Raw genomic sequence first — 22,558 nt, 5'->3', positions numbered from 1 at the left:
GTGCTTCTTCAACCTTGAAGAGCGTCCGAGGACGCCCGGTTAGCGCATGACCTTTATGAGATCGTCGGCGCGTGTATTGTGGACCGGCCGTGCCAGCCCGGTCAGGACATAGACAAAGAGGGACACCACAACGGGGCCACCCACCGCCAGCATAAGGCTGCCAGTGTTACCGTCCACGCTGGAGGGGATCAGCCAGCGGATGACAGCAAAGGCAACGACGCCAGAGAGCCAGGACGAGACGGCAGAAAACGCACCGCAGCGAGCGAACAGAGGCAGCATACCCAGCAGCATGGGGACCGCGATGGGACCAACCAGCGCACCGTACCAAAGCAGGATCAGTCCGAGCACGCCACCCATGTGGTTCGCAAGCAACGCAATGACCATGCTGCCACCCAGGAAGAACAGCGTGCACAACCGGCCCGCCAGCAGTTGCTGCTTCTCAGTAGCCAGCAGACGCTGCGGAAGAAAGGCCGGTGCGATGTCCCGCACCACGACAGCGGAGACCGCATTCGCATCAGACGATGTCATCGCCATAGAGTGTGCGAACAAGCCGGCCAGTACAAGTCCCACCATTCCCGCAGGCAGGTACATCTGGGCCATGGTCGCGTAGCTCTGCGACGGATCTGCGATGTGCGGCAGCAGCAGCGGCGCAGCCCACATCGGATAAAACAACACCAACGGCCACACCAGGTAAAGGGCAGAGGAGAGCTGTGCAGACCTCCGCGCCGATGCCTCATCTGGCGACGCCATAAATCGTTGTGCCAGGCTCCAGGTTCCACCGTTGTAGGAAAGAAAGTTCACCAGCAGGAACGTCAGTGCGAAGCCCAATGTGTACTGTCCGTGGAAGAACTGCCGATGCTCCGGCGGCAGCCGAAACCACATACCACCGACCGCGGACACACCGCCCAGTCGATAAAGCACCACGGCGCACATGGCAATACCGGAGATCAACTGGATGATGAACTGGCTCAGGTCGGTCGCGGCATCCGCCCACAGACCGCCCATCACGGAATAGATGAGCGTCACGCCTCCGGTCAGCAGCACGCCCCACTTCAGGTCGACGTGCGCGAACATCTGCAGCAAGAGTGCTGACGCCGTCCACTTCGCACCCACGTCAAAGATCTTCAACAACGATCCGCTCAACGCGAGACAAAGCTTGGTGCGGTGGCCATACCGTACCGTCAGATATTCCAACGGCGAGATCATGCCGGTATGAATGCGCAGGCGGACCCAGCGCGGTGCAAACACAAACGATCCAATCAGAAGTGCCACCGCTATGCTGCAGGCCCACCAGATGTAAATGCTGAAACCATCTGAATACGCGATCGCTGCGTAGCCGACGAACACAGCTGCACTATAGCCCGACATATGGTTCGAGATGCCGGAGAGCCACCACGGCATCTTGCCACCGGCCGTGAAGAAGTCTCGAGCATTCTTCACCTTGCGGCGAATGCCGATCCCGACCGCCAGCATCAGCAGAAAGTAAAGACCCAAGGCTATCTGGTCAAGGGCTCGCATCGTCTCCGATCAGGTGCTTAGGTGAACATTAAGCTGCCACATACTGATATATCACAAGAGCCATGCATCGCTCAGTAAAACTTGATGCGATCACGGCGCGAAGCGAGAATGTGGACAAATACCACCGCAGATCCAAGAGAAATGCCTCGAATCGCAGCCGGTGGCCACAGGGAACAAAGTATCGGCGTTGCCCACCGGGCGTCGCAAGAGTCTTCGAGCAACGGTATTCCAAGCCTTCAACGAGGAGGGAGCTTGTCGTTTGGGTATCTGTTGAGTCTGTGAACGATGGCTCCAGGGAAAGAGGCGACCCACTGGCAGGTGACGTCAGAGTTCTGCTGTCCCCGCAGCGAGCACGAAATAGGGAATGTCGTAGTGCTGGTTGAAGGCCATGAGGCCGCACGCGATTGCGGCGCCCAAAGATCATCAGGCGTCTGCGAAGGCGCGCATCCACGGGAAAGGAATTGCGGACGGTCTCTCCAGTTTGATCCAACGGCCCCTTAATTGCGCCCGTCATGGCGAACGAAGAAGAGCTACGAAGATTCTTCTGTGCCGAATCATTAGCGGGAATGTAATATCTGGAAAACCTAAATCGTTCAGCCGTTGCTTTTGTGTAATTAGAGCAGATCACACGCACGTCCCGTTCGGAGGAGTGAAGCATGAAGCGCACCCTGTTATTGGCACCAATGGCCTTGGCCTCGGTTGGTTGTCTTCACGCACAGACCATCACCGGCAGCGTCAGTGGCACTGTGACCGACGCCAGCGGCGCAGTACTGCCGCAAGCGAAGATCACAGTCACCAACGTGCAGACGAATGTCAGCAGCAACACGGTGTCGTCCTCCGCTGGCGTTTACAACATCCGTTTCCTTCAGGTCGGTCAATACAAAGTCACGGTGGAGTCGGCCGGCTTTGCGCCACAGACACTGGGACCGTTCGCTCTGGAAGCCGGTCAGGACGCCAAGTTTGACGCGAAGCTCGGAGTGGCGGGAAGCGCGACCTCGATTGAGGTAGCGGAATCTCTGGTGCCACTGCTCAACACGGAGAGTGCGGAACTTGGCACCACGCTGGACACCACCGCCATCGACAGCATCCCGCTGCAGGGCCGCAATTTCTCGTCCCTCACCCTGTTCGTTCCGGGCGCGGTCGCCACCAATCCCACGGGCTTTACCGGCGCCAACGCGCTTGAACGGAACACCGGCGGCAGCGGCCAGGTATCCGTGAACGGCAACCGGCAGCAGAGCAACAACTACCTGTTGGACGGTATTGAAATCAACGAGACGATCAATAACACCATCGCCTACAATCCCAGCCCTGACGCCCTGGATCAGGTCCGTGTTGTGAGCGCCAACGCGCAGGCAGAGTATGGCAACGTCAACGGCGGCGACATCATCGCGTTGCTGAAAAGCGGCACCAACAAATTCCATGGCAGCGGTTTTTACTACATCACGGACGAAAGCTTCAACGCCAACAAGTGGGAGGCCGGCCTCACCAGCCCCGCAACCACTAAGAACAGCCTTTCCAGCAACATCTTCGGCGCAACCTTCGGCGGTCCCATCCTGAAGGACAAACTCTTCTTCTTCGCGGATTACGAAGGCGTCCGTTACCACACAGGCGGCGCGGCCACTGCAAGCGTAGCCACAGCGAAGATGCGCAGTGGCGACTTCTCAGAGCTGCTCGATGCCGCGCTCATCACACGTCCCATTCAGCTCTACAATCCGTTGGTTGCCGGATCGCCTGCGTACGCTAACAACCGTCTACCGACGGCAGCGCCCAACTCTGTAGCGCGGTACCTGTATACGCACCCTGAGTTATATCCGCTGCCGAACCAGGCGGCCGTCCCAGGCACTGTGGTCACGAACAACTTCCGTGGTGTGACCAAGAACCGCATCTACAACGATCAGTACGACATCAAGGTGGACTACCGTTACCACGATAAGGACACCTTCTTTGTCCGCTGGACCTCCGGCCTCTCTGGCGATACCAACACACTGCCGCTGGCCATCCAGTTCCCCACGGCGTCCAGCTACCCCACTAAGAGCGTGGCCATCAACTACGTCCACACCTTTAATCCGCGCGTCCAAAACGAATTCCGTACCGGCTTCCTTCGCACGGTGTGGCACCAGGGCGTTCCCGCTGACACGACCGGTATCTTCGGGAACAACGCGGGCAACAGCGTTATCGGCGTCGCCGGCGGTAGCTTCGTTCCCGGCTTTACAGCCCAAAGTGTCACGGCGCTCACCACCGTAGGCAACGCTGCCATCTACTCTGACAACCTGATGAACAACTTCACCTACATGGACAATCTCACGGTGCAAAGAGGTGCCCACATCATCAAGATGGGGGGGCAGTTCATTCGTTACCAGCAGAACAGCGTCTACACCGGCAATGACGGCGCACAGGGCACGCTGACCTACAACGGCAACTTCACCACCGGCACGGGCACAAACAATCCAGCGCTCGCCGCCACCGGCTACGGAGTCGCAGACTTCTACCTTGATCGCGTCTTCTCTGCAGGCCGCGGAACGTTAGCGGGCCACACTGGCCAGCGCCAATGGCGAGATGCCTTGTTCCTCCAGGATGATTGGAAGGCGTTTCCCACCCTGACCCTGAACCTTGGCGTCCGCTGGGAGTTCGATCAGCCAATCTACGAAGTCAACAACAAGCAAAGCAACGTGAACCTGAGCACCGGAGCGCTGCAGCTTGCCGGCGTCAATGGCAATAGTCGCGCACTCTATAACGCGGTTTACACCAACTTCATGCCGCGCATCGGCTTCTCGTGGAACCCCACCCCGCGCTTTGTTTTGCGTGGCGGCTACGGCACCACAACCTATCTGGAAGGCACCGGCGCAAATCTCCGGCTAACCATCAATCCGCCGTTCCAAAGCTCGTTCTCCTTCAACGGTGCGGCCCCGTCCGCTGGCAACGTGGGCAGCAGTGTAGCGGCTGAAAATGCCTTCTCCGTGGGGAGCGCGGCCTGTGCTTATACGACGAATCCCGCCTGCGGACAGACCGTTCGTGCGTGGGACCCCAACCTGCGGCCCTCCACTGTGCAGGCAGTCAACCTCACGACGGAGTACCAGCTCAGCAATACGTCTTCGTTCCAGATCGGCTATGTGAATGAGTACGCATACCACCTGATCCAGGCTGTCCGCGGCAACCAGTTGGCAACGCCTTGCTTCTCCGGCACGACGCTGCTTGCGTATAACAGCGCTGCCTGCTTCGCCGTGAATAAGGCCCCGTTCTACGCGCTGGCAGGGCAGAGTGGTTTCGTGCAGATCACCCGTTCCGGCTCCATGATGAACTACAACGCCCTGCAGGCCACCTTCCGCCAGCGCGTCAAGAACGGTCTGCAGTTCACGGCTAACTACGCCTACAGCCGTTCGCTGACAAACAGCATCGGCTTCTACGGCGTCAGCGGTGTCAATAACAACAGCGCCTACGCCGAGAACCCGAACGACAACTCGCTGGAGTACGGCCCGGCCGGTACGGATGCCACGCACAACGTCAACTTCAACCTGACCTATGAACTGCCGTTTGGCCGTAGCAAGATGTTCGGTGGCAGCATGAACCGCATCTTCGACGAGGTCGTAGGAGGCTGGAAGGTTGCGGTGGCTGGCTTCGTGTATTCCGGCTTCCCAACCACCATCAGCTCTGGAACCGTCAACTCCGGTGTTAATTCCGCGCAGCAGCGCATGATCAAGTACCGCAATATCAAGTATGTCAACCGCTCCGTGAACAATTGGTTTGGTACGGACCCATCGGCCACGCCTTGCCTGACGGCGGGTGTTGATAACGGCGTTTGCGCCTACGGCCAGCCGGCCAACGGAGTCATTAGCCCGCAGCGTCCCGGAACTGAACGCGTTCCCGGATACAAGCAGTTTGACCTTTCTCTCTTCAAGAACTTCGCCATCACGGAACACCAGTACCTCAGCTTCCGTGCAGATGGTTCCAACGTGCTCAACATTGCCAGCTACGGCAACCCCGACCGCGTCGCAACCAGCGCTACATTCGGCAAAATCACCACAGCCCGCAGCGGACCGCGTCAGCTTCAGCTGTCAGCAAAGTACGTGTTTTAAACGCCGGCATCAACGGCACGGGGCTGCACTTGAATGGTGCAACCCCGTGCTTGCCTTTGAACCTTGATCGCTCGACGATCCGTCGGGGAAATGGCTTTATCTAGCGGAACGGATTTTGACGATACCGTCTTCGCTCATCCTGCAGAAGAAACGTTATGCAGGCTATTTGACTCAGCTGCACGGATAACCTGATTCTCAAGGCCGGTGCACCGGTGGTGTTCGCGGACGCTTCGTCAGTTCAAGCATGGACAATAACAATGCAACGACGAATAAATGCTTGGGCGACAGATCACTAGCAGAGGGGATGGATCCGCCAGGGGTACGAATTACTCAGGCGGTGCCTCTAAGGTGTAATGAATATCCCACTTCTGCGAAGTCCTGGGAGGCAAAGAAATTGGGATGTACAGTTCCGGGCAGATTGTCTTAGCGGTGGACCAAAAGTAGCCGCGTGAGATTGGGGAGCTTGAGGTCTGGGTTATAGCGACGCCAGTGTTGCCGTCCACCACGCGGACGCTGTACTCCCCTGGTCTACCCGTCCATCCGGTGAGATATCCCTGCGCCGCATGGTCTCTTCCAGGCGTTCTTGTGAAGAGGATCTGATTGCCGCGGATCTCGGCCGCATCTCCCAGCGGCTCCTTCGCAACTGGCGTAAATCCGAAGGTGACGGACTGGTCCTCGCCCGTGGGCTTGCCGTCCAGCATGAAAAAGTCGTGATCGTAAACGTTCGTGTCGATTAGCTTGGTGCCCACGTTTTTGAGCTTGTGCCGCAGCGTGAAGGTGGAGCCAGTCGCGTCCAGTTCCAATACCTTTGTGTAGTCATAGGAATAGCCGGTCCGGGAACGGAGCTGCTGCGTGAAGGTGATTGTTCGTGCCTTCACCTTCACCTTCCATCTGCCGTGATCGACGATGGGGTAGACGGTGCCGAAGCGATACGGACGATCCTCTGTCTTTGTCAGCACACCCACGCCTGGCTTCACGAACTCGCCACCGACGGGCGCTTCAGCGTATCCGAGTTCCTTACCGTCGTTCGCGCGAAACTCTTCGGCAGGGCCGGTGACGGCGTCATTGCTCATAGGGTCGTACTTGTCGAACCATTCGCCGAAGTACGTGTGACCGCGATAGCTGGCGCATCCGATGATGCCCGACCAATCGAAGCGTGACGAACGATAGTAGCCATCCTTCGCATCCGGCAGAAACACCACCAGATCAACCTGGCCATTGCTGATCCGAGCTGAGGGGTGGTCGCTGTGCGGGAGAGTCGCGCACGGCCCCTTGACTCCTGAAGCCGTTGCATCCATGGTGCGAGTAGCCGACGCAAGACACCGAAGGGAAACAGAACAGCAGAGAAGTGCTACCGCCGTTATGCGTATCCGCACAGAGCCGCCTTTGCGTCCGCGATGCCGAAGGTGTCCAGGGCGACGGTGTCTACGGATGCAGTTGGCCCTGTCGAAACAAGTTCAAAGCCGTCGCGCGAGGACACACGGAAAGTGCGTCCGGTACTTCCGTTGCCAAGATGTAGAAGACTATCCATGTCGAACGTCACCGTGAGTCGCTCGGAGATTAGCGTCTTGTGCGCAGCGATCACCTGTCCGGGATGACGATTTGGCTGCACCGCAAGTAAAGACAAAATGCCGCCTTCACTTGCGATCGCCAGCAAGCCGTTATCGGGTGAGACAGCCAATGCGTGCGGATGCACTGCGGAGAGCGCGAGTCGCGACGACCCAATCCTGCGCAGCGTTCCGCCTGTTGCCACGCGGTAAGCGGTGACGGATCCAGTCGGCAGCGACCTGTAAGTCTCCGGGGCATTCGCGACATACAAAGTCTTCGCGTCCGTTGACAGAACCATCGCGCGCGGCGCATCCGCAGCGATGAAAGAACGAGAGCGCCAACCGGTGCCGAATGGCTCCATCGTGTGGATACCGTCAGTCGCCGCCACAAATGCGACTCTTCGGTCTGACGCATACGCGAGGCCAGCGAAACCGGGCAGGGCGGTTGCAGCGACAGCGCCGCCGAGTCCGTTCAAAAAGCCACGCCGGCTTACAAGCGACTTAAGCATTGCACGCTCCTTTGCTTCCATCTTCGATGGCCAGAACGAGTCTCATGCTGATCGTACTTCTTCCTCACGCCTTCCGAAAGAAGAACGATCAGCACATGGATCAGGCTATTCCGAGGTCGACCGCCGCTGATCTAGGCCTTCCGCGCTTTGCTGAAGACCTCCACCAGACGATCGGCGATGAGCTTATCCTCGCCCGGCTTCAACTGCCAGACGGCAAATCCGAACATCTGCGGATCAACCTGCTCACGGCGCGGACGCGTAGGTACATCGGACTTGGCCTTCTGAACCGCGGATTCCTTCTTCGGGTCACTTGCTTTGCGACCGCGCATGCCGCTTGCATCTGCGCCAAAGGTGCCGATGCCAACCGGACGCGTGTCCGCCAAAGCCTGCAGCACATCGTGTCCGGTCATGTTGAGCTTCTTCGGGTCAACATGCCACGAGTAGGTCGGCGTTACGTTGCCCAGGGCATCCGGGTTGTACTGGCGGGGCAGGGCAGTCACGCCAAAGGGTGCGACGGCGCGGGAGATGGTTTCGGCGCGCTCGTCATACATGCGCAGCGTTGCGTTCTCGTCCTGGTTCACGAAGATTTCAAGCGCCTTCAGGAAGCCGAAAATTGTCTCCTTGCCGACCTTGCAGCAACGTCCAATGCGATCTTCCTGCGGGCTCATATTGAGCAGGCACCAGCGGATGAGTTCTTCCTTGCCGATGAGCATGCCGCTGGCCTGTGGTCCGCAGATGTCCTTGCCACCGGAGAAGGTCGTGAGGTCGAAACCTACTGCCGGGTAATCCCAGAGGCGGCGAACCGGAGGAACGTCGGCACTTGCATCATTGAAGGTGTAGATGCCATGCGCGCGGGCAATCGCTACCGTTTCGGGACCGCTTACCTTGCCGTGATCCGACAGGATGTTAGTGAAGTGGATGGCGACGGTCTTCGGATTGATGGCCGCGATCATCTCTTCGCGGGTGACGACCTCGACCAGCTTTGCGCCGGTCTGCCGGATCTGGTGATCGAAGGCGTAACGATGAGACTTCTGAATGATGACTTCATTGCGCGGAAAATTCGTCGTATCCGGCACGGAGACGAGACGGTCTTCCAGATCTTCCGTCATGAACGCAGAGTAGCCCACGACCAGAGCAGCTGCGGCGCCGCCCGTTACCAGACCGGTACAGCCCTCGGGCGATTTGCAGAGCTTCGCGATGAACTTGCCGGCAGCCTTCTCCAACTCGTCGATAAGAACGAAGTGCTCATTGCCGCGGCGGATAAGCTCCATCACCTCGGGCTTCATCACGGAGCCACCGATCACCGTGACGGTGCCATTGATGTTCACCAGCGGCGTCACGCCGAGTTCGGCGTAGATATCGCCGGTCGAGCCGAGGCCTGACGTGATCGGAACGATCGGGCTGCCGTCGATGCCGGCCATCTTCGATCCCTCGGCCACGCTCGCCTCGGCTCTCGGTGCGATCGCGTTGCCGCTCAGTGCGGCAAGGGCAGAGAGAAACGTGCGCCGGTTCCAGACAGTGTTCCAACTCATAAGAAGTATTCCTTTCAGGGCAGCCTCTAGTGTCAAGGCAAATCGCGCGGATGTTCTGAGACGAAAGACCTACTCGCACCTACTTTCGCGTCTACGGCAGGGCGACGGGCTCTCCGTAGATGGTCAGCAACGGATGCGCCAGTACGGCTCGCACCTCATACTGTTCGCCCGCAGCGGGCTGAAACTCAGCGGTGTAAGAGCCCGGTTTCGACGTTGGCTGCAAGGGCAGGTGCTGCCAGCCATGTAAACGCGATTGCGTGTCCTCACCGGTGATGATGCGATAGTCGAAGCCAAACCGCGCGCCCGGCGCATCCACGGCATTCTTCCACTCGCCGCGCAACGTAACCGTATTGCCGGAACGCGTCGGTGCCAGCGTGCGAACCGTCGGCGGGTTGAAGGCCTCCGCAACATTCGTAAGACGGACCACGGATGGATAGGGCCATTCGTCGCTGTCTCGCAGGCGTTGCGCACGCATGACACGGATGTGCAGACCGTCGGCCTCCTGATGAAAGGTGCTCTTCGGATCGACACCCGGCCGGTATTCCACCAGCTTGTCATTCTGCCCAAGAAGATCGATCGTGGTCTTCGGCGTCGCACGTACTGTCTTTAGAACGAACTCACGGGTCGTCCCGCGCTTCCATTGCGCAGTGTTCTCTTCGCCCTGCGCGATCACGTAGAGCTCACGGTGGTCTTTCGACTGCGTGAACCAGAGATTGCCTTCGTTGGTCACAACCCAGGGACGCGTGGCGTAGATGGCGTCCGAGTTGATGAACATCCACGAGCCAAGCGTGCGCATGCGGTCCTCCTGCTCCTTCGGCAGCGAACCGTCCGGTTCAAGGCCGATATTCAGCAGCAGGTTGCCACCGCGTGCACGCGTTTGGATCAAGATGTTCAACAGATCCTGCACGGATTTGAACTTCTCATCCGAAGGCTGAAAACCCCACGCGCTGCCGATCGTCATATTCGCTTCCCAGGCGCCCGGGAGCGGCGCGCCCGGCACGTTCTGCTCCGGTGTTTCGATGGCGCCCCGGGTAACGACCGTATCGGGCTGCAGCTTCCATGCGATCTCGCGCAAACCCTTGGCTTCGCCGTCGAAGAAGACAACGGACACTGGACCGTAGCCTTTCATCAGCTCCGTCATCTGAGCCTGGTCCAACGCGAGCAGTCCGGGATTCGTGCTTGGCTGAACCTCCGGCACCAGCCGCTGAATCTGCTTCCCGTTCTCGTGCAGCCAACGAAAGTCATCGGGTGAGAAGTAGACGCCGGTCGCCAATCCCTGATCACGGAACGCCGTAAAGAGTTGTTGCGTGATGTCCTTGCCGTAGGGTGTGTGCGCTATGCTGAACGGCTCCGTCTTCGTGTTCCACATGGCGAAGCCGCTGTGATGCTTCGTGGTGAAGACCATATAGCGGAAACCCGCGAGAGACGCCAGACGGGCGAGCGCGTCCGGTTCCAGGTGCGTCGGGTCAAACGTCTTCGGCAGATCGCGATAATAGCGCTCCACGTACTCGTCGCTGGCACCCGCCAGCGAGTGACTGATGATGGTGCCGAGCTGTGAGTCCGCGCTCCAGTGAATGAAGAGACCTAAGCCCTGATCGCGAAACCACTCCAGACGCGCGGGCTTGTTGCCGGCTTGTGCGGCACTTTGGGCAAAGGCGGCCACAGGGGGCGCGAGGACACATAGCAAAAGAGAAGAACAAAGGAGACGGCCAACCATACCTGTTCCTGCAATCCTTGCCATGGTCATGCGCGAACGCTCATGCTGTTATGGAAGACGTTGTGCGGATCGTACTTCTTCTTCACCTTTTTCAAGAACGGATAGAGATCGCCAGTTCCGTAATAAAGCTGCGGCCAGAAGTCATACCGGGCCATATCGATATCCGGATAGTTGATGTAACAACCTTCGTAGTGCGGCCCCTCAAAGGGTGTGCCGGCATGCTTCCCCTCGACATTTGCCGAGTAGATGTCGGTGTACATATCGTCGAAGTACTTCAGACGAATCGCATCTTCTTCCGGCTTTTGCCAGTACATCTGGAACTGCAGCTTCATAACGGAACTGCGCTGCGGAACGGCCGTCTCATGCACCAGGTGCGCCTGGTTGGCGGCGCCTCCATAAGAATCCACAGAGATAATGCAGCCAGTGTTGACGTTCGGTATATCGCGCGTCAGCCATGCGTACATGCGCTTGAGCTCTGCCGTCGTGAAGTTCTGCTTCATGTAGCAGGATTTGTACTTACCGCGTGTGGTGCCATAACCGCTGCTGCCACCGCTACCTCGTCCCACCGTCGCCTCAAGCCACGGCGTAGTGTTGAAGCGGTGCTTTCCTTCAACGCAGGGTGAGAGCTGGAAACGGCTCACCGGCGCATTTGCGTTCGTCTGCGGGTCGCTGTCAGATGACGCATCCCCGCACTTCAGAAAGAGATCGAGGAACTCTGTCGGAATACTGAGATCGCTCTTCCCGTCCATGTCGTGCCAGTGCGCACCGATGTTGATACGGCCGTTGGGTGCTTTATGGGAGAGGCCCATCATGGTGAATAAGGGCCATGTGTCTTTCTCCTGTCCACGTGTCGCCATGTAGTTGCCAAAGGTCTGCGCGATGTGGATGAACTGCTCTTCGGTCATGGTGTCCCAGGGGAAGGACACGCCTCCGCTGATCAAATGCTTGGGAGCTGCTGGCAGCTTGTCGAAGTAGAAGTTCGTGATGATGCCAAAATTTGCGCCACCTCCCCCGCGAATCGCTCGGAAGAGGTCGGAGTGATGGTGACGATCCACACGCTGCGACACGACCTTGCCATGCGCGTCCACGGTGACGACATCCGCAGCCGTCAGAAAGTCAACGGTAAGTCCCTGCTGCCGCGTGAGTAGACCGTAACCGCCGCCGGAAATATGCCCGCCCGCTCCAACGGTATAGCAGCTTCCTATGGGCAGATTCAGCCCAGCCTGCTCGAACAAGGCATTGTAGATCTCACCCAGAAACGCTCCGGGACCGATCTGGTACCCGCCGCCCGGAGCCGCAGAGACCTGGCTCAGCTTGCGAACATCAATCAGAACGCCATTTGGATTGTTTACGACGAAGTCTTCATAGCAGTGCGCGCCGGCACGGACTGTGGGCCGCAGACCCGCATCCACAGCGCGTCGCAGCGCGACCGCGACATCGTCCGCGGTCGCGCACAACTCGACGCGAGCAACGCCCTCGGCGTCGGTGTAAGGAAAGCGCGCGTTTCTTCCGCGGCAAAGCGCCGGGTAGAGGGAGTCGTTTCGGGTGACAGTCTCAATCATCTTCATCCCTGCTGACCAGAAGACGGCCCCCGCACCGGGGAAGCCGCAGCAGGTCGGTGTGTCGTTCCGTGCAGATTAGCAAGTCGCGCTATGGAGCATTATCCCAGTCAGGCGTCCGGCAGTCATTCGGACAAAAGTCCTAAGCGACTTATTTTCCTATATTCGAACGAAGCGCGATTTGCTGTAAGGGCCCCGGAGTGACTGACCGCAAAGAGTCCGGCACCGCCTCTCCGAATCTTGAGTCACTTGATCTGCATCTCCGCGTCGCTCTCGCTGGTAAAGGTGCCCATCGGCAGGCCGGCTGAGTTGTACAGATACGTCCGCACGTAGGGTGCCCACCCATAGCGGATGTATCTGGGGGATTCCACTGAGGGTGCCGTTGCGACGACAGTCGATTGGCCGCTGATAACTTCCACCTTGGCGGTGGCATTGACGAACTTGCCGTCATAACCGGCGATTTGAAAGTCTGTGATTTCGCCCTTGGCCGTGAGGCCGTCGGCGTGTGCAAAGTACGCACGAATGTTGCGTCCTTCCAAGCCAATGCTCGCCAGATTGGGCGATGCTGTCTCTACCTTGTGGCCGTAGCTGATGCCCAGGGCCGACTGCGCCAAACGCGCAGCCACGGTCTGCTTGTCTGGCGGGTGGATGTTCTTCTCAAGTCCAATATCGAGCGCCACGGCCATGCTGGTGTTTGCCAGTTCCAGTGTGCGGCGCTGCGCATCACGTACATCGGCCCATTCGTCTCCCGGTGAGTCGTAGCTGGCGATCTGCACAAAGAGGAAAGGCAGCGCGCCCTCGCCCCACTGCTTGCGCCAGTCCTGGATCAGGGCCGGGAAGACGCGTGAGTAGTTCAGCGCCTTGATGCCTTCGTGGTCCGTCTCGCCTTGGTACCAGAGGAAACCGCGCACGGTGTAGCCGGTGTAGGGAGCGATCATTCCGTTGAAAAGAGCAGCAGGGTTCCAGGCACCGGCACGGTCTGTGAACTTCGGTCTGGAAACGGGAGGCTTTCCCGCCGCCTTCATAGCTTCGTCCTGCAACTTAAAGTTCGCGCGGAGGCCATCGGCCATTCCCTGTTCGCGGACGATCTTGCCGGCATCAAGAGCGACGGACGGCAGATTGGACCAGGCGAGCCCCTCAGTGCTGATCCATGCATGGGCCGGCGTGCCGCCCCAGGTGGAGTCGATCAAACCGATGGGCACCTTCTCTTCCTGCATAATCCTACGGCCGAAGAAGTAAGCGACGGCTGAGAAATCCTTTGCCGTCTCTGGCGTGCAGATTTTCCATGTATCGTCTGACTCGAGCATGGGTGAGGCGGTGGCCCGCTTCCTTTGCACAAGCAGACGGATCTTTGGATAGTTGGCAGCGGCGATCTCTTTCTCCGAATCCTTCACCGGCGCACTGCTGAACCCTTTCAGCGGCATCTCCATATTTGACTGGCCGGAGGCGAACCAGACGTCGCCGATCAGCAGGTCGGTGCGGTCGACCGGAGCGGCGGACATGTCGCCCGTCACGTGTAGCGCGAAGGGACCACCCGCTTTTTCGGGCTGCAGGCTTAGCTCCCACAATCCCAACGGTGATGTGTTGGTTTCCATCTTCTGGTTGTGGAACTGCACAGTGATGTGTTCAGCCGGTGCGCCGAAGCCCCAGATGTGGATCGGCATCTCCCGTTGCAGTACGGCGTGGTCCGAGTAGACATTGGGCAGGCGGACCTCCGCCTGCATGACTGTGGCACTAGCCAGCAGGAGAACGGCGATGAGCAAACGCATCGAGAACCTCAAAAGAAGGAATGCAACATCATAATGGACCGGAAAGACGAGTCTCATCGGGTCAGCTTTTGAGTTCGGTCCTTACCAGAAGCATGCCAAGCCCAAAGGGTTCTTCCAAGCACACGGTTACTGGCATCACCGCTTGCTGTAGAGCAGGGAATCCGCGTCCGCGGAGCCTATTTCCAGGTCATTGGGATACGCACTATTCACATTGCCCGCGTGAATCAGCCGATGCTTGACGAAGGTTGCGGAGGGTACTTCGCGGTGTTCAACGACATCCATTGCGAGTTGCATGATGGAGTCGCCATACTTCTCCGGGAAGTATCCGACGGAACCGATCAGTCTGGAGTTCGGCCTCCGCATCTCGCGACGGGCTTCGATGCTAGCGTTCTGTCCAACAGCCAGGCAGTCCTGCGGACGTCCACATTCCTCAAACGCCTGCAATGCTCCCAGGCAGCTTGGATCGTTGAGCGCTGCCAGCAGGATCTTCTTCGCGCGTGTCCTGCCCAGATGCTTACGCATTGCGGCGAGGCTGTCCTCAAAGCGCCCTTTGCCATCGAGAAAGATCGCGTTCTCATCCGGGAAGCGCGGCAGCACCTCGCGCAAGCCGGCAAGTGTTGCAGTCATGCGTGAGCGGGGCAGCGGTCCTGCCGTGGGAAGCTCCATCAGCACCACCTCATCCACGCGCCCCTTCCATTCCTGCAGGCAGGCCTTGCCCAGTGCGCGGCCGCCGAGAACACCTGCCCGGTAGTTATCCGCACCGTAGTAGGTCGCGCCGGGATGCGGCACCTCGATCGCGATAAGCGGTATGCCTGCCTCCAGAATGCGCGCAGCGACGAGCGACGCGCTCTGATGATTGGTTTGGAATTCAATGACGAGATCCATGCGTTCCCGCACAAAGATGCCCGCATTACGAATGGCTGCCTTAGGCGAGCAGTGATTGTCCAGCACCAACAGGTCAACGCCCGCTCGGTAGGCCGCGCTGCGAATGCTGTCAGAGACCAGCCGAGAAAACGAGAACTCTTCCGTCTGCGATGCGTAGCCAATGCGAAGACGCTTGCTGCGTGCTGCACGCAACGGCCGATAGCAATTCTTGGAGACGCGCTCGACCATGCCGCAACTCACCAGCGTGGTCAACAGGCGGTATGCGCTGGGTCGCGGCATCTGCGTGTGGCGGCACACGATGTCGAGACTCACATCATCCGTGCATTGCTGTAGATATTTCAGGATCTCGCAGGCCCGCACCACGGAGTGGATGTGGGAAGTGCGCGGGATGGAGGGGACGGCCATGGCTTGCATATCTTTCGCACCGCAAAATACCACGCGAGGTCCTTTCCTCGTCAATGGCAAACACAAACCTCAATCAAAACGCGTTTAACTGGGCTTTTCACCGCGGCGTGATTTCGCTGGGTGAAATCAGCCCACGGCCATGTTTGTCTTTGAATGCGCTGCAGCAGCATCGCTAGGATGGCCGCCATTCTCAGAGGTGACGCCCTCGGCGGCCCCTGAGCTTCAGGAGGCATCATGTTTCAACTTCAACCATGTAGCGCGGAAAGAGAGCCCGCCCGGAGGAGGCTATTCAGCGGCTTGGGAGGGCTTCAACGGCCTGTGCTACTTGCCAGTCTGCTTGCTCTGTCTGCAACGCAGGCATGTCTCGGACAGTCCATCACGGGCGACATCATCTCCGCGGTCACCGATCCGGCCGGCGGGAACATTCCCAACGCAGACCTGACGCTGACGCGCGTGGATACGGGGCAGCAAACGCACCTGAAGACCGACGGAAACGGTCTTGCCGTCTTCAGCTCTCTAAAGCCCGGCAACTACAAGCTCGTTGTGGCGCATGAGGGGTTTCGGGTGACGCAGCTCGATAACATCACGGTCGTCATCGGGCAGCGCGTGAATCTCGACGTCCACATGCAGATCGGTGCCAGCAGTGAATCGGTAACCGTCTCCGCGAGTGAGGCTGCGCTGCTCAACTCCGAGAGTGCGGCGGTAGGGCAGGTCATCAATCAGAACAGCATCCAGACGTTGCCGCTCAACGGTCGCAACTTCATGCAATTGACACAGCTCACGACAGGCGCTGCACCCATTGGCGCCGGCAATTCACCGGCGACAACGTGGACTGGCCGCAGCGATACGACGGTCTCGCTTGCGGGTCTGCGTGAGAGCGACACCAGCTTTCTGGTGAACGGTATTGAGACACGCAACTCGCGCTTTGGTAACACTGGCATCCGGCCATCAGTAGACGCTATTCAGGAGTTCCGCGTGCAGCGCACCACGTTCGGTGCGGAGTTCGGCCATGCTGCCTCCATCATCAACACCGAGATCCTCTCCGGTGCGAACCCGTTTCACCTTGTGCTCTTTGAACTGAATCGCAATCGCGCCTATGCGGCGAACACCTATTTTGCGAAGCAGGCGGCGATCTCGCAGCCCGCGCTGAACCAGAACACTTTCGGTGGAACCTTCAGCGGGCCGATGTGGTTTCCGAAGGTTTATAACGGCCGCAATCGCACGTTCTTCATGTTCAACTACGAGGGCTTCCGGCTCATCCAGGGGCAGACCCTGACCTCTCTGTATCCGTCGGTCGCACAGCTCCAGGGCAATCTCGCAGATGACAGCGCGGGCACGGGACTTATTCCGACCACTTCACCTTTCTGCGCGACAAATCGGGCTTCCATCAAGTGCGTTGACATCCTGAATCCGCTCACGGGTCAGCCCTTCGCGGGCAATGTGATTCCCAAAGCCCAGCTTGATCCCACGGCGCAAAAGGCTCTGCAATTCATTCCCGGACCGAATGTGCTCGCGGCAGGTGGTGCCGCGTTCCCCAGCTTCAATACCATTGCGACACCGCGATCGAATCAGATCATCAATCAGTACAACGTTCGCCTGGACCATCGCTTCTCGGAGCGCGACAGCATTTACGCGACCTGGTCCAACAGCAATGACAATCTGTTCAATCCCGCGATTAATCCGCTCGGTGGAACCAGCGTCCCGTTGAACGATCACTTATGGACCGCGACGTATCTGCACACCTTCACGCCCACTCTTGTGAATGAGTTTCGCTTTGGTGCGAACGACTCCGCGACCTTCCGCAACGCCGAGAGCGCCTTCGGACCGAACTACGCCGGTGGATTGTTCGGCTTGCCCTACGCCAACGGCGCAGACGCTGCGACGTATGGTGTGCCCATCTTCGGGATCGCAGGCTTTGGTCCTGTCGGTTCCATTGCGGAAGTGATCGGAGCCGACGACAAGTACTACCAGGTTTCTGACAACGTCACATGGACGCACGGCAAGCTGACCTCCATGAACGGAGTCCAGTACATCCATGAAAACTTCACGCAGATCACGGACTTTGCATCGAACCCAACGCTGTCGTACAGCAATGGCTACTCCGTGCGCGACGCTGCGGGCAAACGCGTCAGCAGTCTTGGTCTGAGCGATTTTCTGCTGGGCCAGCCCTACGAAATCACCGCAGCCCAGGGTGACTCGACACAATACCTTCACACGGCTTACTACGGTCTTTACTCCCAGAACAATTGGAAGGTTCTTCCATCACTCACACTCAACCTCGGTCTGCGGTATGAGTACGCCGGACCTCCGATTGAATCCCGTAATCGCAGTCAGTTCTTCGATACCACGACCGGTCAGTTCCAGTACGCGGGCACATCGATCCGCCGTTCGATCGTCAAGCCGGACTACAACAACTTCGCACCACGCGTGGGCTTTGCCTGGAGACCAGCGTTCCTGCAGAACACCGTCGTGCGCGGAGGTGTCGGGACGTATTACGCGACCGACAACTTCAACGAAGAACAGTTCAAAAACCAGGGCAGTCCCTTCTATACCTCGCAGAGCAATACACCCAGCTCCACCACGCCCGTTTCCATCTTCAATCCATTCGCCGGTGTCTCCAACAGCTTCCCGCCGCCCAATGCCAATATCTTCACGCTCGACCAGAACAATCGCACCTCGTACATCAATCAGTGGGGTCTGGACATTCAACAGTCGTTCGCGAAGGACTTTTTACTGGAATTGGAATACGCGGGTTCCAGCGGTCAGAAGCTCGCACAGCGTAAGAACGCGAACATCGGTGCCATCGATCCGACGGGCACAGTTCCTCTGTCTTCCCGCAAAGCCTTCCCGCAATACGGATTCATCCTCGTCAGTAGTAACTACGGCCGCTCGAACTACAACGCGCTGACCGCGAAGCTTGAGAAGCGCATGAGCCACGGCAATTCATTCCTTGTCGCTTACACCTTTTCGAAGGCCATCGATATCGGCATCACGGATGATTTCTCTGCCTTGTCGCGTGACTTCTTCCGCTATGACCGTGGAGTGTCGGACTACAACGTTCCCAATCGCCTGGTCATCAGCTACGCGCTGCAGTTGCCCTTCGGACGTGGTCAGCACTTTCTGTCGCGTGCTCCGCTTGCCTTGGATTACATCGTTGGAGGCTGGCAGCTTAACGGCATCACCAGCTTCAGCAGCGGTCAGTACAGCACGCCAACACTATCGGGCGACAACCTGAACATCGGTGACTTCAGCCAGTCCCGTCCGAATCTCGTCGGCAATCCGCGCGCCGGTCGTAACACGCCGTTGCAATGGTTCAACGCCGCAGCCTTCGCGCAGCCTGCGTTCGGAACACCGGGCAACGCAGGACGAAATTCGCTGCAGCAGCCGGGCTTTCAGAACTGGGATGCCAGCCTGTTCAAGTCGTTGAGCCTCACAGAGAGAGCGAAGTTCCAGTTGCGATTCGAAGCATTCAACATCTTCAACCACACACAATTCGGCTCTGCGAGTACTTCACTCGGACCGGGCTTCGGGGCCATCACGTCAACGCGTGCGGCGCGCATCGTGCAACTCGGTGGCCGCTTCCAGTTCTAAAACGCTTGACCCAGCGGTGGGATGCGGCTGTGCATCCCATCGCTCTTTTTACCCTCGTGGACTGGACCTGATATGAATTGTGGCACTTGCGATCCATCGATTGACCGCACGGCGGAAGCTTCATCGCACGGCGGCCCACAAACGATGGTCATGGAGGAGAGTACTTTGCAGACCTTTGATTCGCAGCTTCGTATCGGCCTGATCGGCCTGGGCCTCGACGCCTATTGGCCGCAATTTGACGGACTGAAGGAACGGCTCCAGGGCTATCTGCAAGTTGTGCAGCAGAAGGTCACCACCGCTGCGCGCACGGTCGTCTCGCTGGGACTCGTGGACTCGACCGACAAGGCAATCCGGGCCGGCCACGCTTGCCGCACCGAGGACATCGACATCCTGCTGATCTACGTCACGACTTACACGTTATCGGCAACGGTGCTGCCGGTGATTCAACGCGCCAAGGTACCGGTGATTTTGTTGAACCTTGTTCCAGAGGCTGCGATTGATTATGTGAAGTTCAACGGCATGGGCGACCGCACGGCAATGACGGGCGAATGGCTCGCCTACTGCGCAGCCTGCCCCGTGCCAGAGATTGCGAACGTCCTGCGTCGCCTTGATATTCCGTTTCATCAAGTCACCGGAATGTTAGAGCGCGACCCCGAGTGCTGGAACACCCTGGAGGAGTGGCTTAAAGCTGCCGAAGTCGTGAAGACAATGGCGCACAGCCGCCTTGGGCTGATGGGACATTATTACGGTGGCATGCTCGACATCGCGACGGACCTTGCACAGGTGAGCGGGCGGTTCGGCACAGTCATTGAAATGCTTGAAGTCGATCACCTGAGTGCCCTCAGGCGTGATGTTACGTCGGAAGAGACAGCACAGAAGGTGCAGCAGATCCATCACTTCTTTGCGGTCGATGAAGACTGCGCTCCAGACGAAGTTACGCGCGCCGCTGCCACTGCCGTTGCGCTGGAACGAATGGTCGGTGAGAAGTCGCTCGACATGCTCGCCTACTACTACATGGGTTCCGGCATCGCCGAAAACGAGAACACCATGAGTTCCATCATCCTCGGCACGTCCATGCTCACTGGCACTGGCACGCCCGTTGCCGGCGAGTACGAGGTGAAGAACGTTCTCGCGATGAAGATCCTCGACGAGCTTGGTGCGGGAGGGTCTTTCACGGAGTACTACGCCATGGACTTCCTGGAAGACCTGGTGCTGATGGGGCACGACGGTCCCGGTCACATGCACATTGCGCAGGACCGCATCCGCGTGCGTCCCTTGCGCGTGTATCACGGCAAGGTGGGCCGAGGCCTTTCCGTAGAGATGGCAGTCAAACACGGCCCGGTCACTCTGCTCTCAGTAGTAGAGGACAAGCAGCGCGGTTTCTCTCTTCTGGTTGCGGAAGGAGAGAGCGTTCCCGGCCCGATCCTCGAGATCGGCAACACCAATTCGCGCTATCGCTTCCCGATTGGCGCACGCCGCTTCTCGGAAGAGTGGAACGCGCGTGGCCCGGCACATCATTGCGCGGTCGGCATCGGCCGGCGTGCGAGCCAGCTTCAAAAGATTGCAGATCTGATGGGGCTGAACTTTCACCAGGTCTGCTAAACGCTACACATCATCAGCAGTCGTGTGCTCCCGTGCACGAACGGAGGAACTACATGAAGCAAATCCTTACTCTCGCGCTTGGCCTCGCCCTCTCGCCCGCGCTGGCATCTGCACAGCAAAGCACTGTCAACGTGAAAATCGATTGGGGAAAGGTAGTCACCACGTCGCGTTCCACAGCGAGCTACCAGGTCGTAGTGAACCCTATGCTCGAGCGCGGAGCGAAGATGCACGACGGAACCTTCAAAGCGATCGCGACAGCGGGCGCTGATTACGTTCGCTACGTCCCGTGGTTGCCGTACCCAAGGCTGGGTGTCGCTGAGCTGGAGCCACCGACTCCCGAGAAGACCTCGTGGGACTTCACACTACTCGACCCCATGGTGGAAGACCTGATGAAGGCGCAGAACGGCCACAGCGTCATCATGAACTTCAGCACCATGCCCGCATGGATGTGGAAGACCGACAAGCCCGTGACCTACCCGAAGGATCCGAACCAGGTCTACTGGGACTACACCCAGGGGACGGAGATTAAAGATCCCACTTACAAGGAAGCAGCTGCGTACTACGCACGGCTGCTCTCCTGGTATGAGAAGGGTGGCTTCACCGACGAGAACGGCAAGTTCCACGCCAGCAAGTACCACTACAAGTTCGCTTATTGGGAGCTGTTGAACGAGATCGATTTCGAGCACCACTGGACACCGCAGGAGTACACAAAGTTCTACGACGTCGTCTCCGCCGAGATGCGCAAGGTTGATCCGGATCTCAAGTTCATGGCGTGCGCTTCCGCCGCACCGGCTACCCACGGCGAGATGTACCGCTACTTCCTGGACCCAAAGAACCACGCACCAGGAGTTTCAATTGATTTCGTGACGTATCACTTTTACGCGACGCCACCGGCAGACGAGCCCTTCGATGCGATGCAGTTCACCTTCTTCGATCAGGCCGATGGCTTCCTGCATACGGCGCGCTACATCGAACAGCTGAAGCATGAGCTTTCCCCCGCAACGAAGACTGATCTGGATGAACTGGGCGTAATTCTGGCCAATGATGACAAGAGCAACCATGGGGAGAAGATGCCGCCTGAACCGCCGCTCTACTGGAATCTTGCCAGCGCGATGTACGCCTATCTTTATGAAGAGGCTGCCAAGTTCGGCGTGGATGTGATCGGCGAATCGCAGCTCGTGGGCTATCCCACGCAGTACCCCAGCGTATCGATGATGAACTACAACACCTCGGAACCCAACGCGCGCTTCTGGACCATGAAACTGATCCTGGACAACCTTGGTCCCGGCGACAAGCTGGTCTCAACGTCTGGCGGTGACCACGCGATCGCGGCCCAGGCATTCGACACGGCGAAGGGCCGAAAGATCCTTCTCATCAACAAGCGTCAAACCACCGCGACGGTCAATCTCCCTGCGGGATCATCCGTACGATCCATCGCCTATACCGCCCCCTCGACTGGAGATAAGCCTCCTGCTACTGCGACCCCAAGCAGTTCAACGCTCTCTCTCGAGCCATTTGAAGTGGCCATTGTCACACTAGGGAATTGAGGTGCGCTGAAGACAGATCCCAGGGCGAGAGGGCAAGGTTCCTCTCGCCCTGGCTGCGTTCGCGGCGAAAGAGCAAGACAGCACTTGATCTCGCGAAGGCTCACCCGAAGTTAGGGCGGCGCTGCTGGATCGGGGGCAACCAACGGCAATCTCGTCAGCAGCTGGAGGCACGTAACCGGCAGCATTCAATAGGCTATCTACCGACTCGTAAGTCTCACGCGGGGTCGCCAGGCGGCGACCCCGCCTTATCGTCTGACCGGCATTCATGACTCCCTATGCGTTGCAGGAGTTCCGCTACCGTTTG

At 58.6% G+C, this 22,558-nt stretch carries 12 protein-coding genes; 4 read left to right on the top strand and 8 right to left on the bottom strand.

Going from position 1 to position 22,558, the window contains the following annotated elements; all coding sequences use genetic code 11:
• Window positions 1–39 precede the first annotated feature (39 nt).
• Window positions 40–1,518: a sodium:solute symporter family protein gene (locus TERRO_RS14535; RefSeq protein ID WP_014786449.1), complete on the bottom strand. Its 1,479-nt coding sequence runs from the start codon at window positions 1,516–1,518 to the stop codon at window positions 40–42.
• A gap of 656 nt (window positions 1,519–2,174) precedes the next feature.
• Between TERRO_RS14535 and TERRO_RS14530 the strand changes: the two genes are divergently transcribed.
• The gene (locus TERRO_RS14530) at window positions 2,175–5,591 is read left to right on the top strand and encodes a TonB-dependent receptor (RefSeq protein WP_014786448.1); all 3,417 of its coding nucleotides are present in this window, start codon (window positions 2,175–2,177) and stop codon (window positions 5,589–5,591) included.
• A gap of 326 nt (window positions 5,592–5,917) precedes the next feature.
• Here the strand turns inward: TERRO_RS14530 and TERRO_RS14525 are convergent, their stop codons facing one another.
• The 7 genes from TERRO_RS14525 to TERRO_RS14495 form a co-directional block, all read right to left on the bottom strand.
• Complete coding sequence (locus tag TERRO_RS14525) at window positions 5,918–6,889, bottom strand: hypothetical protein (RefSeq protein ID WP_014786447.1); 972 nt, start codon at window positions 6,887–6,889, stop codon at window positions 5,918–5,920.
• A gap of 62 nt (window positions 6,890–6,951) precedes the next feature.
• Entirely contained in the window at window positions 6,952–7,647 is a 696-nt protein-coding gene (locus tag TERRO_RS14520) for a beta-propeller fold lactonase family protein (RefSeq protein WP_014786446.1), read from the bottom strand.
• A 131-nt stretch (window positions 7,648–7,778) separates the two neighbouring features.
• The gene (locus TERRO_RS14515) at window positions 7,779–9,179 is read right to left on the bottom strand and encodes an L-seryl-tRNA selenium transferase (RefSeq protein ID WP_014786445.1); all 1,401 of its coding nucleotides are present in this window, start codon (window positions 9,177–9,179) and stop codon (window positions 7,779–7,781) included.
• 91 nt (window positions 9,180–9,270) lie between these two features.
• A complete protein-coding gene (locus tag TERRO_RS14510) occupies window positions 9,271–10,842 on the bottom strand; it encodes an alpha-L-fucosidase (RefSeq protein ID WP_245536102.1) in 1,572 nt (523 codons plus the stop codon).
• Window positions 10,843–10,922: 80 nt separating this feature from the next.
• Window positions 10,923–12,458, bottom strand: a complete 1,536-nt coding sequence (locus tag TERRO_RS14505; protein WP_014786443.1) for an FAD-binding oxidoreductase — start codon at window positions 12,456–12,458, stop codon at window positions 10,923–10,925.
• A gap of 242 nt (window positions 12,459–12,700) precedes the next feature.
• Window positions 12,701–14,224, bottom strand: coding sequence for a sialate O-acetylesterase (locus tag TERRO_RS14500; RefSeq protein WP_014786442.1), 1,524 nt, complete (start codon window positions 14,222–14,224; stop codon window positions 12,701–12,703).
• Between the two features lie 135 nt (window positions 14,225–14,359).
• Entirely contained in the window at window positions 14,360–15,523 is a 1,164-nt protein-coding gene (locus tag TERRO_RS14495; RefSeq protein WP_157178360.1) for a substrate-binding domain-containing protein, read from the bottom strand.
• Between the two features lie 309 nt (window positions 15,524–15,832).
• Here TERRO_RS14495 and TERRO_RS14490 point away from each other — a divergent pair, with 309 nt between their 5' ends.
• From TERRO_RS14490 to TERRO_RS14480, 3 genes are all read left to right on the top strand, one after another.
• Window positions 15,833–19,105, top strand: coding sequence for a TonB-dependent receptor (locus tag TERRO_RS14490; RefSeq protein ID WP_245536101.1), 3,273 nt, complete (start codon window positions 15,833–15,835; stop codon window positions 19,103–19,105).
• 165 nt (window positions 19,106–19,270) lie between these two features.
• Window positions 19,271–20,707 (top strand): arabinose isomerase, encoded by a 1,437-nt coding sequence (locus TERRO_RS14485; RefSeq protein WP_041593338.1) that lies wholly within the window; start codon window positions 19,271–19,273, stop codon window positions 20,705–20,707.
• A gap of 53 nt (window positions 20,708–20,760) precedes the next feature.
• Window positions 20,761–22,254 carry a GH39 family glycosyl hydrolase gene (locus tag TERRO_RS14480; RefSeq protein ID WP_014786438.1) on the top strand — a complete coding sequence of 498 codons (1,494 nt, stop codon included), beginning with the start codon at window positions 20,761–20,763 and terminating at the stop codon, window positions 22,252–22,254.
• Window positions 22,255–22,558: the final 304 nt, after the last annotated feature.

This window comes from Terriglobus roseus DSM 18391 (assembly GCF_000265425.1).
GTDB classification, from domain to species: Bacteria; Acidobacteriota; Terriglobia; order Terriglobales; family Acidobacteriaceae; genus Terriglobus; species Terriglobus roseus.
The sequence above is the reverse complement of the archived record's forward strand: the minus strand, read 5'-3'. Positions and strand labels throughout refer to the sequence as shown.

Coding starts and splice junctions, on each gene's coding strand:
- TERRO_RS14530 (WP_014786448.1), top strand. CDS start 2,175: ATGAAGCGCACCCTGTTATTGGCACCAATGGCCTTGGCCTCGGTTGGT.
- TERRO_RS14495 (WP_157178360.1), bottom strand. CDS start 15,523: ATGCAAGCCATGGCCGTCCCCTCCATCCCGCGCACTTCCCACATCCAC.
- TERRO_RS14515 (WP_014786445.1), bottom strand. CDS start 9,179: ATGAGTTGGAACACTGTCTGGAACCGGCGCACGTTTCTCTCTGCCCTT.
- TERRO_RS14535 (WP_014786449.1), bottom strand. CDS start 1,518: ATGCGAGCCCTTGACCAGATAGCCTTGGGTCTTTACTTTCTGCTGATG.
- TERRO_RS14480 (WP_014786438.1), top strand. CDS start 20,761: ATGAAGCAAATCCTTACTCTCGCGCTTGGCCTCGCCCTCTCGCCCGCG.
- TERRO_RS14505 (WP_014786443.1), bottom strand. CDS start 12,458: ATGATTGAGACTGTCACCCGAAACGACTCCCTCTACCCGGCGCTTTGC.
- TERRO_RS14520 (WP_014786446.1), bottom strand. CDS start 7,647: ATGCTTAAGTCGCTTGTAAGCCGGCGTGGCTTTTTGAACGGACTCGGC.
- TERRO_RS14525 (WP_014786447.1), bottom strand. CDS start 6,889: ATGGATGCAACGGCTTCAGGAGTCAAGGGGCCGTGCGCGACTCTCCCG.
- TERRO_RS14500 (WP_014786442.1), bottom strand. CDS start 14,224: ATGCGTTTGCTCATCGCCGTTCTCCTGCTGGCTAGTGCCACAGTCATG.